12 protein-coding genes are annotated in these 12,108 nt (G+C 73.4%); 4 read left to right on the top strand and 8 right to left on the bottom strand.

Annotated elements, in window-relative coordinates:
• Positions 1–28: 28 nt before the first annotated feature.
• The 4 genes from mshC to ACIP4X_RS15760 form a co-directional block, all read right to left on the bottom strand.
• Positions 29–1,258 carry a cysteine--1-D-myo-inosityl 2-amino-2-deoxy-alpha-D-glucopyranoside ligase gene (gene mshC / locus ACIP4X_RS15745; RefSeq protein WP_358737204.1) on the bottom strand — a complete coding sequence of 410 codons (1,230 nt, stop codon included), beginning with the start codon at positions 1,256–1,258 and terminating at the stop codon, positions 29–31.
• A 109-nt stretch (positions 1,259–1,367) separates the two neighbouring features.
• A complete protein-coding gene (locus ACIP4X_RS15750) occupies positions 1,368–2,198 on the bottom strand; it encodes an SCO1664 family protein (protein ID WP_358737206.1) in 831 nt (276 codons plus the stop codon).
• Positions 2,162–2,752 carry a DUF3090 domain-containing protein gene (locus ACIP4X_RS15755; protein WP_358737208.1) on the bottom strand — a complete coding sequence of 197 codons (591 nt, stop codon included), beginning with the start codon at positions 2,750–2,752 and terminating at the stop codon, positions 2,162–2,164. Before ACIP4X_RS15755 ends, ACIP4X_RS15750 begins: the two co-directional genes overlap by 37 nt.
• 79 nt (positions 2,753–2,831) lie before the next feature.
• Positions 2,832–3,518, bottom strand: coding sequence for a histidine phosphatase family protein (locus ACIP4X_RS15760; protein WP_358737210.1), 687 nt, complete (start codon positions 3,516–3,518; stop codon positions 2,832–2,834).
• A 61-nt stretch (positions 3,519–3,579) separates the two neighbouring features.
• Here ACIP4X_RS15760 and ACIP4X_RS15765 point away from each other — a divergent pair, with 61 nt between their 5' ends.
• Entirely contained in the window at positions 3,580–4,581 is a 1,002-nt protein-coding gene (locus ACIP4X_RS15765) for a magnesium and cobalt transport protein CorA (RefSeq protein WP_358737212.1), read from the top strand.
• 178 nt (positions 4,582–4,759) lie between these two features.
• On the opposite strand, the gene ACIP4X_RS15770 is transcribed toward ACIP4X_RS15765, so the two are convergent.
• Positions 4,760–5,815 carry an LLM class F420-dependent oxidoreductase gene (locus tag ACIP4X_RS15770; protein ID WP_391456416.1) on the bottom strand — a complete coding sequence of 352 codons (1,056 nt, stop codon included), beginning with the start codon at positions 5,813–5,815 and terminating at the stop codon, positions 4,760–4,762.
• Positions 5,816–5,990: 175 nt separating this feature from the next.
• Here ACIP4X_RS15770 and ACIP4X_RS15775 point away from each other — a divergent pair, with 175 nt between their 5' ends.
• Together ACIP4X_RS15775 and ACIP4X_RS15780 are read left to right on the top strand one after the other, a co-directional pair.
• Positions 5,991–6,974 carry an aldo/keto reductase gene (locus ACIP4X_RS15775; protein WP_391456414.1) on the top strand — a complete coding sequence of 328 codons (984 nt, stop codon included), beginning with the start codon at positions 5,991–5,993 and terminating at the stop codon, positions 6,972–6,974.
• Complete coding sequence (locus ACIP4X_RS15780; protein WP_391456413.1) at positions 6,971–9,571, top strand: helix-hairpin-helix domain-containing protein; 2,601 nt, start codon at positions 6,971–6,973, stop codon at positions 9,569–9,571. Before ACIP4X_RS15775 ends, ACIP4X_RS15780 begins: the two co-directional genes overlap by 4 nt.
• Positions 9,572–9,676: 105 nt before the next feature.
• Here the strand turns inward: ACIP4X_RS15780 and ACIP4X_RS15785 are convergent, their stop codons facing one another.
• On the bottom strand, positions 9,677–10,405 hold the full coding sequence (locus ACIP4X_RS15785) for a hypothetical protein (protein WP_358737220.1): 729 nt from the start codon (positions 10,403–10,405) through the stop codon (positions 9,677–9,679).
• A gap of 47 nt (positions 10,406–10,452) precedes the next feature.
• On the opposite strand from ACIP4X_RS15785, the gene ACIP4X_RS15790 reads away from it, so the two are divergent.
• A complete protein-coding gene (locus tag ACIP4X_RS15790; protein WP_358737222.1) occupies positions 10,453–10,641 on the top strand; it encodes a DUF5703 family protein in 189 nt (62 codons plus the stop codon).
• A 114-nt stretch (positions 10,642–10,755) separates the two neighbouring features.
• Here ACIP4X_RS15790 and ACIP4X_RS15795 read toward each other — a convergent pair whose 3' ends face one another.
• Positions 10,756–11,616, bottom strand: a complete 861-nt coding sequence (locus ACIP4X_RS15795; protein WP_401348734.1) for a chaplin — start codon at positions 11,614–11,616, stop codon at positions 10,756–10,758.
• Positions 11,617–11,807: 191 nt separating this feature from the next.
• Positions 11,808–12,041: a chaplin ChpH gene (gene chpH, locus ACIP4X_RS15800; protein ID WP_100567728.1), complete on the bottom strand. Its 234-nt coding sequence runs from the start codon at positions 12,039–12,041 to the stop codon at positions 11,808–11,810.
• Positions 12,042–12,108: the final 67 nt, after the last annotated feature.

The following is a 12,108-nucleotide window of genomic DNA, read 5'->3' on the forward strand; positions in this document are numbered from 1 at the left end:
CCCCTGTTGCCGTGTCGGGCCGTTCGGGTCAGAGAGCCACACCCAGCAGGGCGTCCACGGCGCGCGAGACGAGGCCGGGGGCGCCGATGTCCTCTCCGCCGCGCTCCTGCTGGAGGGCCGCCCAGCGGTCGACCGCGGCGAGGGCCGCGGGGGCGTTCAGATCGTCGGCGAGGGCGTCGCGGATCTCCTCGACCAGCGCGTCCGCGGACGGGCCGTCGGGCCGGGAGACGGCCGAGCGCCAGCGGTCAAGACGCTCGACGGCGTCCTGGAGCACCTGGTCGGTCCACTCCCAGTCGGAGCGGTAGTGGTGGGCGAGGAGCGCGAGGCGGATCGCGGCGGGGTCGACGCCGTCGCGCCTGAGCTTCGACACGAAGACCAGGTTGCCCTTGGACTTGGACATCTTCTCGCCGTCCAGCGCGACCATGCCGGCGTGGACGTACGCCTTGGCCATGGGGAACTCGCCGGTGAGCACCTGGGCGTGCGAGGCGCCCATCTCGTGGTGCGGGAAGGCGAGGTCGGAGCCGCCGCCCTGCACCTCGAAGCCCATGCCGAGGTGGTCCAGGGCGATGGCGACGCACTCGATGTGCCAGCCGGGCCGGCCGCGGCCGAGTGAACCGCCGTCCCAGCTCGGCTCGCCGTCCCGTGCGGCCATCCACAGCATCGGGTCGAGCGGGTTCTTCTTGCCGGGGCGGTCCGGGTCGCCGCCGCGCTCGGCGGACAGCAGCCGCATGGCCGCCGCGTCCAGGCGGGAGACCTCGCCGAAGTGGGGGTCGGACTCGACGGAGAAGTAGACGTCGCCTTCGAGCTCGTAGGCCGCACCCAGGTCGCGCAGTCTCTCGACCAGCGGGACGATCCCGGGTATGGCCTCCACGGCGCCGATGTAGTGCCGGGGCGGCAGCATCCTCAGGGCCGTCATGTCCTCGCGGAACAGCGCGGTCTCCTGCTCGGCCAGCTCCACCCAGTCGACGTCGTCGCGCTGCGCCCGCTCCAGCAGGGGATCGTCGACGTCGGTCACGTTCTGGACGTAGTGCACCTGGCGCTTGGTGTCGAGCCACACGCGCTGTACGAGGTCGAACGCGTTGTAGGTCGCCGCGTGCCCCATGTGGGTGGCGTCGTACGGCGTGATGCCGCAGACATAGATACGGGCGACGGGACCGGGGTCGAGAGTGACCAGGCCGCCGGTCGCGGTGTCGTGGATCCTGAGGTCGCGGCCCTCACCAGGCAGGGCGGGGACTTCGGAAGCGGGCCAGGCATGCATGTCATGAGCGTAACCGGACCGCGGTCCCGTCTTCGAACCGGACCACCCCGAACGGCGGGTCGGCCATCCGTTCTCGGACAGTTCCCTCTGTTCTCGGACTGGTCCGCTCTCAGACGGGCGGCCATGGGATCGCGGGCCAGTCCCCGGCCGGCTCGGGGTGGGTGCCGGAGGCGAGCAGCGTGGTCACCCGTGCCCGGGTGGCCTCGAGTTCGGCGGGGGTGATCAGGGCGGCCAGCCGGGTCGCCAGCGGGGCGCCGTCGCGGAGGGCGTCCCACAGCACCTTGAGGACGGCCAGGACCTCCGGCGGGAGGGGGTCGCCCGCCCAGCCCCACAGCAGGGTGCGCAGCTTGTTCTCGACGTTGAAGGTGACGCCGTGGTCGATGCCGTAGAGGTGCCCGTCGGTGGTCGGCAGCAGATGGCCGCCCTTGCGGTCGGCGTTGTTGATCACCGCGTCGAGCACGGCGAGACGGCGCAGCCGCTCGTCGTCGGCGTGCACCAGCAGCGCCGTGCGCCCCTCACCGACCTCGGCGAAGCCGATCGCCCGCCATCCCGGGCCGGGTTCCTCGGCGTCCAGCAGCGCGAGCAGCTCGGCTTCCGGGGCCGCCTCGATCCACAGCTGGACCATGCCTTCGCCGTACGGGCCGTCGCGCAGCACGGTGGGCGGCACCAGGGACCAGCCGGTCGCCTCGGAGACCTCGTACGCCGCCACCTCGCGCGCGGCGAGGGTGCCGTCGGGGAAGTCCCACAGCGGCCGCTCACCGGCGACCGGCTTGTACACGCAGGACGCCTCACGGCCGTCCAGGGCGACCGTGCAGAACAGCGCCGCGTTGGAGGCCTCGCGGATGCGGCCGCGCACGGTCAGCTCGCCGTGGGCGAGCAGTTCGGCGGCCTCGGCGCCGGGCGTCACGCGCCGCGGCGGTATCCGTTCTGGCGCGGACATACGTGTCCTTCCGGGTCGAGCGGGAGGCTGCACAGCGGGCACGGCGGCCGCCCGGCGTTGACGACGTCGAGGGCGCGTTTGGCGAAGGCCCTCGCCTGCGCGCCGGTGAGCCGGACCCGCAGCATCGGGGGGCCGTTCTCCTCGTCCTGGAGCAGCCGTTCCTCGGCCTCGGCGAGGTCCTCCTCGGACTCCGCGTCGAGCTCGACGAGGGCCTGCGCCTCGACGATCATGCGCTGTTCCTCGCCGTCCCAGGCGAGCGCCATGGTGCCCACCCTGAACTCCTCCTCGATGGGAGTGTCCAGCGGGTCGCTGTCGGCGATCTCGTTGGGCGCCACGGCGGGCACGGAAGCGCTGCCGCCGCTGCGGCGCAACACCTCGTCCAGCAGCTCGTCCATGCGCTCGGCGAGCGCGGCGACCTGGGTCTTCTCCAGGGCCACGCTGGTCACCCGGGGGCCCGCGGCAGCCTGGAGGAAGAACGTACGGCGCCCGGGCAGCCCGACCGTGCCGGCCACGAAGCGGTCCGGGGGGTCGTAGAGGAACACCTGACGGGACACGTCCTGTCTCCATGGGAATCGTGAGAGCGTCTGAATGGGGAAGTCGGGGGCGACCGCTTCACCCTACTGCGGCCGAAGATCACGGTGCGCCCGCGCCGCCCCCGACGGGTGCGTCGCCGTCTTCCGGCTCCTCGCGCGGCGCCAGGGACGCGAAGTCCCCGGTGTCGCCGAGCCGCACCAGAAAGGGCCGCAACCGGGTGTAGCGGATCGCGGTGACGGAACAGGGTTCGACGGAGATCCTCTGGAAGAGGTCCAGGTGAAGTCCGAGCGCCTCCGCGACGAGGGACTTGATGATGTCACCGTGGGAGCACATGAGGTAGACGGCGTCGGCGCCGTGGTCGCGCTCCACGCGCGCGTTCCACTCGCGCACCGCCTCGGCGGCCCGGGTCTGCATCGCGCGCATGGACTCGCCGCCGGGGAACGCGGCGGCCGAGGGGTGCGCCTGCACCACCTCCATCAGCGGCTCGTCCTTGAGTTCGGCGAGCTTGCGGCCGGACCAGTCGCCGTAGTGGCACTCGCCGATCCGCTCGTCCGTGTGCGCGGTCAGTTCCGGCCGGGAGTCCAGCAGCGGTCCCACCGTCTCCCGGCAGCGCTGGAGCGGGCTGGTGACGACTTCGGCGATCGGCAGTCCGTCGAGCCGCCCCGGCAGCGCGGCGGCCTGTGCGGTGCCGCGTTCGTCCAGGGCGACCCCGGGGGTCCAGCCGGCGAGCAGCCCGGCGGTGTTGGCGGTGGAGCGTCCGTGCCTTACGAGGATCAGCGTGGGCATGCGGCCAGGGTAGGCGTACGGACGCTTCTGGTGGCGACCGGACGAAGGGAGAACGCACTCTGTGATCGTCGACTGCGCCGTCTACCGCGACGGCCACCGCACACCGGACTCCGGCGGACTCTCCGGTGCCCTGGCCGCGGCACGGGCCGCCGGGGGTTTCGTGTGGGTGGGGCTGCACGAGCCGAGCGAGGAGGAGTTCGCCCTGGTCACCGAGGAGTTCTCGCTGCATCCCCTGGCGGTCGAGGACGCCCTGAAGGCGCATCAGCGGCCCAAGCTGGAGGTCTACGAGGACTCGCTGTTCGTGGTGCTCAAGCCCGTGGTGTACGAACCGCGCGGCGACGCCGTCTCCACCGGCGAGATCATGGTCTTCCTGGGCGACTTGTTCGTGGTGACGGTCCGCCACGGCGAGGGCGACGGGCCGGCCGCCGTGCGGCACCGCCTCGAACAGGAGCCGGACATGCTCGGCCACGGTCCGACCGCCGTGCTGTACGCGATCGCCGACACCACCGTCGACCACTATCTGGACGTGGCCGCCGAGCTCCAGACGGACCTGGAGGAGTTGGAGGCGGAGGTCTTCTCGCCGGACGGGGCCGGCTCGCGGAACTCCGCCTCACGGATCTACGCCTTCAAACGCCGGGTCACGGAGTTCCGGCGGGCGACGGGCCCGCTGGCGCTGCCGATGTCCCGCCTGGGCGGCACCGGCACGGGCCCGTTCACGCCCGCCGTGCCGTTCGTGGACGACCGGGCGCGGCCCTTCTTCCGGGACGTCGGTGACCATCTGACCCGGGTCAACGACTCGGTGGAGAGCCTGGACCGGCTGGTCTCGGACATCCTGTCGGCGCACCTCGCGCAGACCGGCGTCCAGCAGAACGACGACATGCGGAAGATCTCCGCGTGGGCGGCCATGGCCGCGGTGCCCACGATGATCGCCGGCGTCTACGGCATGAACTTCACGCACATGCCGGAGCTGCACTGGCTCTGGTCCTACCCGGCCGTGATCCTGCTGATGGCCCTTCTGGAGATGCTGCTGTACCGGCTGTTCAAGCGGCGGGGCTGGCTGTGAGACGTACTGCTCCGAACGGAGGAACACGCGGTGACCGGAACCGGACCGGACGCGGGCGTAACCGCGCGGCGGCCGCCGCGTTGTTCTCCGTGACGGCCGTGGCGGGGAAGACCCCCGAGCCCCCACCACGGCCGCGAAAAGCCCCGGACGTGCCGCCCGCCCCTGTCGCGGCGGGCGGTCATGCCAGTCCCGCGCGCTCCAGGGCCTCGGTGCCGGCCCGGAGCGAGGCGAGCCGCTCCTCCAGCGTGAACCCCGCGGGGGCGAGCGTCAGCGTGGTCACCCCGGCCGCCGCGTAGGCCTTCATGCGGTCCGCGACCCGGTCGACGGAGCCGAGCAGCGTGGTCTGGTCGATGAGCTGCTGCGGTACGGCGGCCGCGGCGCCCTGCTTGTCGCCGGACAGGTACTTGTCCTGGATCTCGGCGGCCTCCTTCTCGTAGCCCATGCGGCGGGCGAGCTGGTTGTAGAAGTTCTGCTTGCGGCTGCCCATGCCGCCCACGTACAGCGCGGTGTAGGGGCGGAAGGTGTCGGCGAGAGCGGACACGTCCTTGTCGTCGCCGACGGCCAGCGGCAGGGTCGGGCAGACGTCGAAGCCGTCCAGGGTCAGGCCCGCCTTCTCGCGGCCCGCGCGCAGGTACGTGACGGCGGTCTCCTCCAGGTGGTCGGCGGAGGGGAAGATGAGCAGCGCGCCGTCGGCGATCTCGCCGGTCTGTTCCAGGTTCTTGGGGCCGATGGCGGCGATGTAGAGCGGGATGTGCTCGCGCTGCGGGTGCACGGTCAGCTTGATCGGCTTGCCGGGGCCGCCCGGCAGCGGCAGCGTCCAGTGCTCGCCGTCGTACGTCAGCCGCTCCCGCGTCATCGCCCTGCGGACGATCTCGACGTACTCGCGGGTGCGGGCCAGCGGCTTGTCGAACTTCACGCCGTACCAGCCCTCGGACACCTGCGGTCCCGAGACGCCGAGGCCGAGCCGGAAGCGGCCGCCGGACAGCGAGTCCAGCGTGGCGGCCGTCATCGCCGTCATCGCGGGCTGCCGGGCCGGGATCTGGAAGATGGCCGAGCCCACGTCGATGCGCTCGGTCTGTGCGGCGACCCAGGTGAGCACGGTGGCCGCGTCCGAGCCGTAGGCCTCGGCGGCCCAGCACACGGCGTATCCGAGCCGGTCCGCCTCCTGCGCGACGGCCAGGTTGTCCGCGTCCATGCCGGCACCCCAGTAGCCGAGGTTGATCCCGAGCTGCATGCCGTTCCCCTTACCGATCAGTAACGTCCGTTGTGCGGGGAACACTAGCGCGGCCCCGCGGCCCACGGCAGTGCGCGACCTGCGGTACGACCGGTTCGCGGCGCCGGCCGGAGGGCGGAAACCGGGTTGTCCACAGGTCACCCACGTGTCGGCCGTGGCCAGTAATCTCGCGACCATGGAGCAGAGGCATCTCGGCCGTACGGGCCTGCGCGTGTCCCGCATCGGCCTCGGCACCCTCACCTGGGGCCGGGACACCGACGAGCACGACGCCGCGGACATGCTGAAGGTGTTCTGGGAGGCGGGCGGCACCCTCGTCGACACGGCGGACGTCTACGGCGACGGACAGGCCGAGTATCTGCTCGGGCGGCTCATGGAGGGCCTCGTGCCCCGCCGCGACCTGGTCCTCTCGACCAAGGCGGGCAGCGTGCCCGACCCGGACCGGCGCTTCGACGGCTCCCGCGGCCATCTGCTGGCGGCGCTTGACGCCTCCCTCGCCCGCCTCGGCACGGACTACGTCGACGTGTGGCACGTCCACGCCTTCGACCCGCACACGCCGCTGGAGGAGACCCTGCACGCGGTCGACCTCGCCGTCGGCAGCGGCCGGGTGCGCTACGCGGGCGTCTCCAACTTCTGCGGCTGGCAACTGGCCAAGGCGGCGACCTGGCAGCTCGCGGCGCCCGGCGCCCGGACGCGGCTCGCGAGCACGCAGATGGAGTACTCGCTGCTGCAACGCGGCGTGGAGCGCGAGGTGCTGCCCGCCGCGCTGGACCTGGGCGTCGGTCTGCTGCCGTCCTCACCGCTGGGCCGGGGCGTGCTGACCGGCAAGTACCGCAACGCGACACCGCCGGACTCGCGGGGCGCCTCGGAGCACCTGGCGCCGTTCGTCGAGCCGTACCTGGACGACACCGCGGCCCGCATCGTGGACGCGGTGTCCACGGCGGCGGACGGGCTGGCGGTGACCCCGCTCCAGGTGGCCCTCGCCTGGGTGCGGGACCGGCCCGGCGTGGCCGCGCCGATCGTCGGCACCCGCAACGCGCAGCAGCTCACGGCGGTGCTGTCAGTGGAGGCGCTTAGTCTTCCTGACGAGATCTGCCGGGCCCTCGACGACGTGTCGGAGCCCGTGCACCGCTATCCCGATCACGACTGGAGCACGCTGTGAGCACGGAGCCGGAGACCACGGAACAGACCGGGCCTGGCACCCCGGACCCCGGGGCGGACAACGGCCCACGCCACGACGACCCGGTCGCGGAGGGCGACACGTCGGGCGGCGGTACGGAAACCGACGCGGGCGGCGCGGACTCGGGAGCGGACACCGCTCCGGATGCTGGCGGCGGCCCGGAGGGCAGCGTGGGCGTCGAGGGCGATGACGACTCGGTGGACGACGGGCAGTCGGATGCCGGGACGGACGGGCGGGCCGCCGCGTCGGCGAATGGCGCGGACGGATCGGGCGACGGCGGCTCGGCGGACGACGGGCAGTCGGGTGCGGCGGGCTCGCGGACTGACGCGGAGGACGGACGCCCCGGCACGGAGGCGGACGAGCGGGTCGGCGCCTCGGCGGACAGCGCGGACGGATCGGACGCGGACAGCGCGGGTGACGGCGGCTCGGCGGACGACGGGCAGTCGGGGGCGGCGGACGGGCAGGCCGGCGCGGAGGCCGGCGGTTCGGGTGGGGACAAGAGGTCCGAGGCCGAGGCCGAGTTGGCGGCTCAGCGGATGGAGCGGGCGCGGATCGAGCAGCGGAAGGCCGAGCGGAAGGGGCCGATCGAGAGCGGCGGCAGGCTCAGCGGCACCGCGGCCGACCTGCTGGCCGCCGTGCGGGCCGTGGAGAGCGGTGAGAAGCCCGCGGCCACCGTCTTCGCCGAACCCGAGCCCGCACCGCGCCGTCCGGCCCCCGAACCGGCACGGCGGCCGATGACCGAAGCCCCCGAGCCCGTCACCGCGCCCGCCGCCCCGGCGCCCCTGACCGTCGAGGGGGTGCGCCGGGTACTGGCCCGGGGCGGTGCCCCGGAGACGCTCGCCCCGCAGGTCGCCACGGCCCTCGGCGAGGGCGCGGAGGAGCGGCTGCAGGAGGACCCCTGGCAGTTGCTGCACGTCACCGGCGTGCGACCGGAGCAGGCCGACGGATTCGCGCGCGCCCTGCTCGGCGCGGAGTGCGGCCCGGACGACGAGCGCCGCGGCCGGGCCTTCACCGTGTGGCTGCTGGAACAGGCCGCCCTCGCCGGGCACACGGCCCTGGAGGCCCCGGCGTTGACCGCCGCCCTGGCCCAGCGGGCGGTGCCCGACCCCGAGGCTGTCCTGAACGCCACGCTGACGGAGGGCGAGGCCCTGGTGTTCCAGGACGCCCTGGAGGACGCCCCGGCCACCGAGGATGCGGACGAGGACGGCGAGCGCCCGGTGCGTGTCCTCGTCGGTCTCGAGCGGTACGCGCTCGCCGAGGAGAGCCTGGCCGACGGACTCGCCCGCCTGATCAACTCCACGCCGAAGGAAGGCGGTTCGGCCCCGGACTGGGAGCAGGCCGCCGCCTTGGCCCAGGGCTCGGCCGCCGAGCTGCTCCGCGCCGTCGCCGGGCACGGCCTGGTGCTGCACACCGGCGGGGAGGCGTCCCGCGTGGAGCCCGCGCGGCTGCTGGCCGAGGCACGGCGTCTCGGACTGCGCGCCTGGGCCGCCGCCCACAGCCCGCTCGGCCGGGACGGCTTCGGGCAGCTCCTCCGGCGGCTTCCGCAGGCCCAGGAGACGCAGGAGGCCCAGGAGGCGCAGGAGCCCCCTCAGCCGCCCGCGCTCCCCGTCGCCACAGTGGCCGGACTGCTGTCCGGCGCCGAGGGCCCCGGCCGGGACGAGGACGGTTCCCTCGCCCTCGACCTCCTCGTCGTGCTCGACGCGCCCCAACTGGACGTCGAGACGGCGGCCCTGCTGGTCGAATCGCTGCCGGACGGGGCGCGGCTGGTGGCGGCCGGGGATCCGGCGGTGCTGTGGTCCGTGGGGCCGGGCCGGGTGTTCGCGGATCTGCTGGCCGCGCGGGTGTGCCCGCAGATCGCCTCGCGCGTTCCGGATCCGGGCCCGCTGGGCGAGCTGGTCTCCGGTATCGGCGTGGGCGAGCTGAACCAGGTGGCGGCGCCCGGCAAGGAGGTCGTGATCGTCCCGGTGCGGGACGCGGGCGAGGCCGTGCACCGGACCGTGCAGCTCGTCGCGGACTCGGTGCCCCGGGCGATCGGCGTCCCGGCGGAGCAGACCGTGGTGATCACCCCCGGTCACGGCGGCGCGGCCGGTACGCGTGCGCTGAACACGGCGCTGAAGGAGCGGCTCAACCCGGGGCCCGGCCGCTTCGGCGGTTTCGACCCGGGCGACCGTATCGCCTACTCCCCCGCCCCGGGCCGTACGCTGCCCGGTCATGTGGTGAAGGCCGACGCCGAGGGGCTGCACCTGTCCTGTTCGGGCGCCCACGTGGTGGTACCGAAGGAGTGGGTGGAGACGCGTCTGCGGCACGGATGGGCACTGACCGCGTACCAGGCCGTGGGCGGCCGGTGGCCCGCGGTGGTCGTGGTGCTGCCCGGCGACGCGGCACAGGCACTCAGCCGCCCGTGGATCTACACGGCGTTCAGCCGGGCCTCCCGGCATCTGTCCGTGGTGCACGGCGTGGAGCAGGCACTCCCGCGGGCGGTCGCCGAGGTCGCGGCCAAGCCCCGTACGACCCGTCTGCCCGCCCTGCTCCAGCCTCCGGCGCAGGACACCCGGACACAGGAGGGGACGGCCGGCTGACAGCCCGGAGGACACGCCTCGGCCGTCGCGGACCCACCCGGCGCACGGCCCGGCCCACCGGCACGCGGCCGGGCGGGCCGGCCGGCCGCCGGGCCGCCCGAGGCCTCAGCGGTCGTTCGCGTCCAGCGGTTCCAGGTCCTCGTCGTCGAGCGGCGCGTTGAAGTCGTCCTCGTCGAGGTCCTCGTCCTCGTCCCCGTCGAGATCGCCGTCGTCCAGCTCCTCGTCCTCGTCGTCGAAGACCGCGCTGACGTCGAAGCGGCACACGACCCGCTCCGGGTCGACGTGCTCGAAGGGGGCGTCCAGCCAGTCGCCCGGGTCGGCGGGCTCGTCCGCGGCGGTGACCCACAGCGTGGAGTCGCCCTCCTCCAGGCCGAACTCCTTGTGCCGGGAGGCGATCTCGTCCGGTTCGAACTCGCCGAACAGGATGCCGATCGCCCCGTGCACCGTGCCGGACGCACCCTCGGCGGTGCCCAGGACGGCGTCGGAGTCCGCGGCCTCCACCCGCTGGGCCTGCGCCAGCAGCCGCTGCGGCTCGGCCACGGCGTAGTCGCGGCGGATCAGCACGCTGATCGCGTTCGGTTCCTCCGGGCCCGTGTACGGCGGCAGCGAGTCGTCACCGGGGATCTCGAAGGGCGTGACCTCGTCGTAGCGGTCGTAGAGCAGCTCGTCGTACGCCTCCGCGGCCGCGGCCAGCTGGTTGAACGCCTCGTAGACGGCCGGGTCTTCGTCCCCCGACCGGCGCTCGACCGCGGCCAGGTGGCGGTCGAGCGCGGTCTTGACCGCCTCGGCGGCGGCGCGTACCTCGGCAGCGGTGGGCTGCGCAGCATCAGACATAGTGCAGACGCTATCCGTACCGGGCCCCAGCCCGCACAATAGATGCGATGCCGGAATACGAATTTGTCGACGTGTTCGTCCCGCGCGGGGTGTCCCGCAAGGAGACGGCACGTCTGCTGACGGACCACGCCGAGTACGGACACTGGGAGTTGTACCGACTGAGCCTGCTGCGCGACGGCAGCCGCAGGGTGCGGCTGCGCCGGCGGATCATCCGCCAGGTGCGCGCCACGTGGTGAGCTGAGGCGGTCCGAGCCGTGGCGGGCCCCGCTCGATGCGAGGCCCGCCTTGTCATGCGCATAGCCGTCCATGCGCACAGCCGTCAGGCCGTGTGGCACACGGCCGTCGTCGGACTACCTGGCCGAGGCCCGTGCCTTGCGGTACAGCACGGCACCCGCGAGCAGCGCGCCCGCGCCCACCGGCAGGACGGTGCCCATGGGCAGTTCGCTGCCGGTCTGGGCGAGTTGCGCCCGGCTGTCGGTCGCGGCGACGGACTGCGCGGCCGGATGGTTCACCCGCGTCGAGCCACCGGGGGTGCCGCTGCCGCCACCCGCGGAGGGAGGCGTGGCCGGCGTGCCAGGAGTCTCGGGAGTGCCCGGAGTGCCGGGGTTTCCGGGAGTCTCCGGAGTTCCGGGAGTGCCCGGCGTTCCAGGAGTGCCAGGGGTTCCGGGCGTACCCGGGTGGCCCGGGTGACCGGGGTGGCCCGGGTGACCGGGGTGGCCCGGGTGTCGGGGTGTGCTGGGCGGGTCCTCCCGGTCGCCGCCCGGAGGCGTGGTGTGGCTTCCGCCGCCGTTGGCGCAGTGGTTGCCCAGGGCCGGGTTGGCCGCACCGATCACGTCGACGCTGTTGCCGCAGACGTTGACCGGCACGTCGACCGGCACCTGCACCGTGTTGCCCGAGCCGACGCCCGGCGAGCCGCTGGTGCGCCCCTCGGCGTGGGAGCCGCCGTTGTTCCCGCCCCCGTGGCTGCCGCCCCGCTGGACGCAGGTGTTGCCCGCCGCCGGGTTGAGCAGCCCGACGACGTTGATCGTGTTGCCGCAGACGTTCACCGGCACGTGCACGGGCACCTGCACGGTGTTGCCGGACAGCACGCCCGGTGAACCGGACGCGGCGCCGGACGCGCCCGCGTCGGCGTGGGCGTAACCGCCCGCCGCGGCGATCACGCCGGTGGCCGCGACCACCGTCATCAGGCCCTTGCGGGTGACCTGTCGCATGTTGCTGAATCCCTGCCTTCGACCTTCTCGAACCTTCCGGAACGCGCGATCGCGACCGTCGGAGTTCCGACGTCGGGACCGCGCCTGCAAACCGGTCGGCCCCGGAGCGCATGGCGGGCGCTCCGGGGCCGACGGGTTCAGACCCCCCACGGAGTCGATGGAGTCAGACCCTCACGGGGCGGGGCACAACGTCAGTGGTTGACGCAGGTGTTGCCGAAGGCGGGGTTCAGCAGCCCGATCACCGAGATCGTGTTGCCGCACACGTTCACCGGCACGTGAACGGGAACCTGGATGACGTTGCCGGAAAGGACACCCGGGGACTGCACCGCAGCACCCTGCGCGCCCGAGTCGGCGGCGGCCATACCGGCGCCCGCGAGAACCAGTCCACCGGTGGCGACCGCGGCAGCGACGACCTTCTTGATCATTATTCCTCCTCGTTGGCAAAAGGCGATCTCATATTGCTGATCGCATCACCTGTAACGAGGAGGAACT

It is taken from the genome of Streptomyces sp. NPDC088817 (genome assembly GCF_044750345.1).
GTDB lineage: Bacteria > Actinomycetota > Actinomycetes > Streptomycetales > Streptomycetaceae > Streptomyces.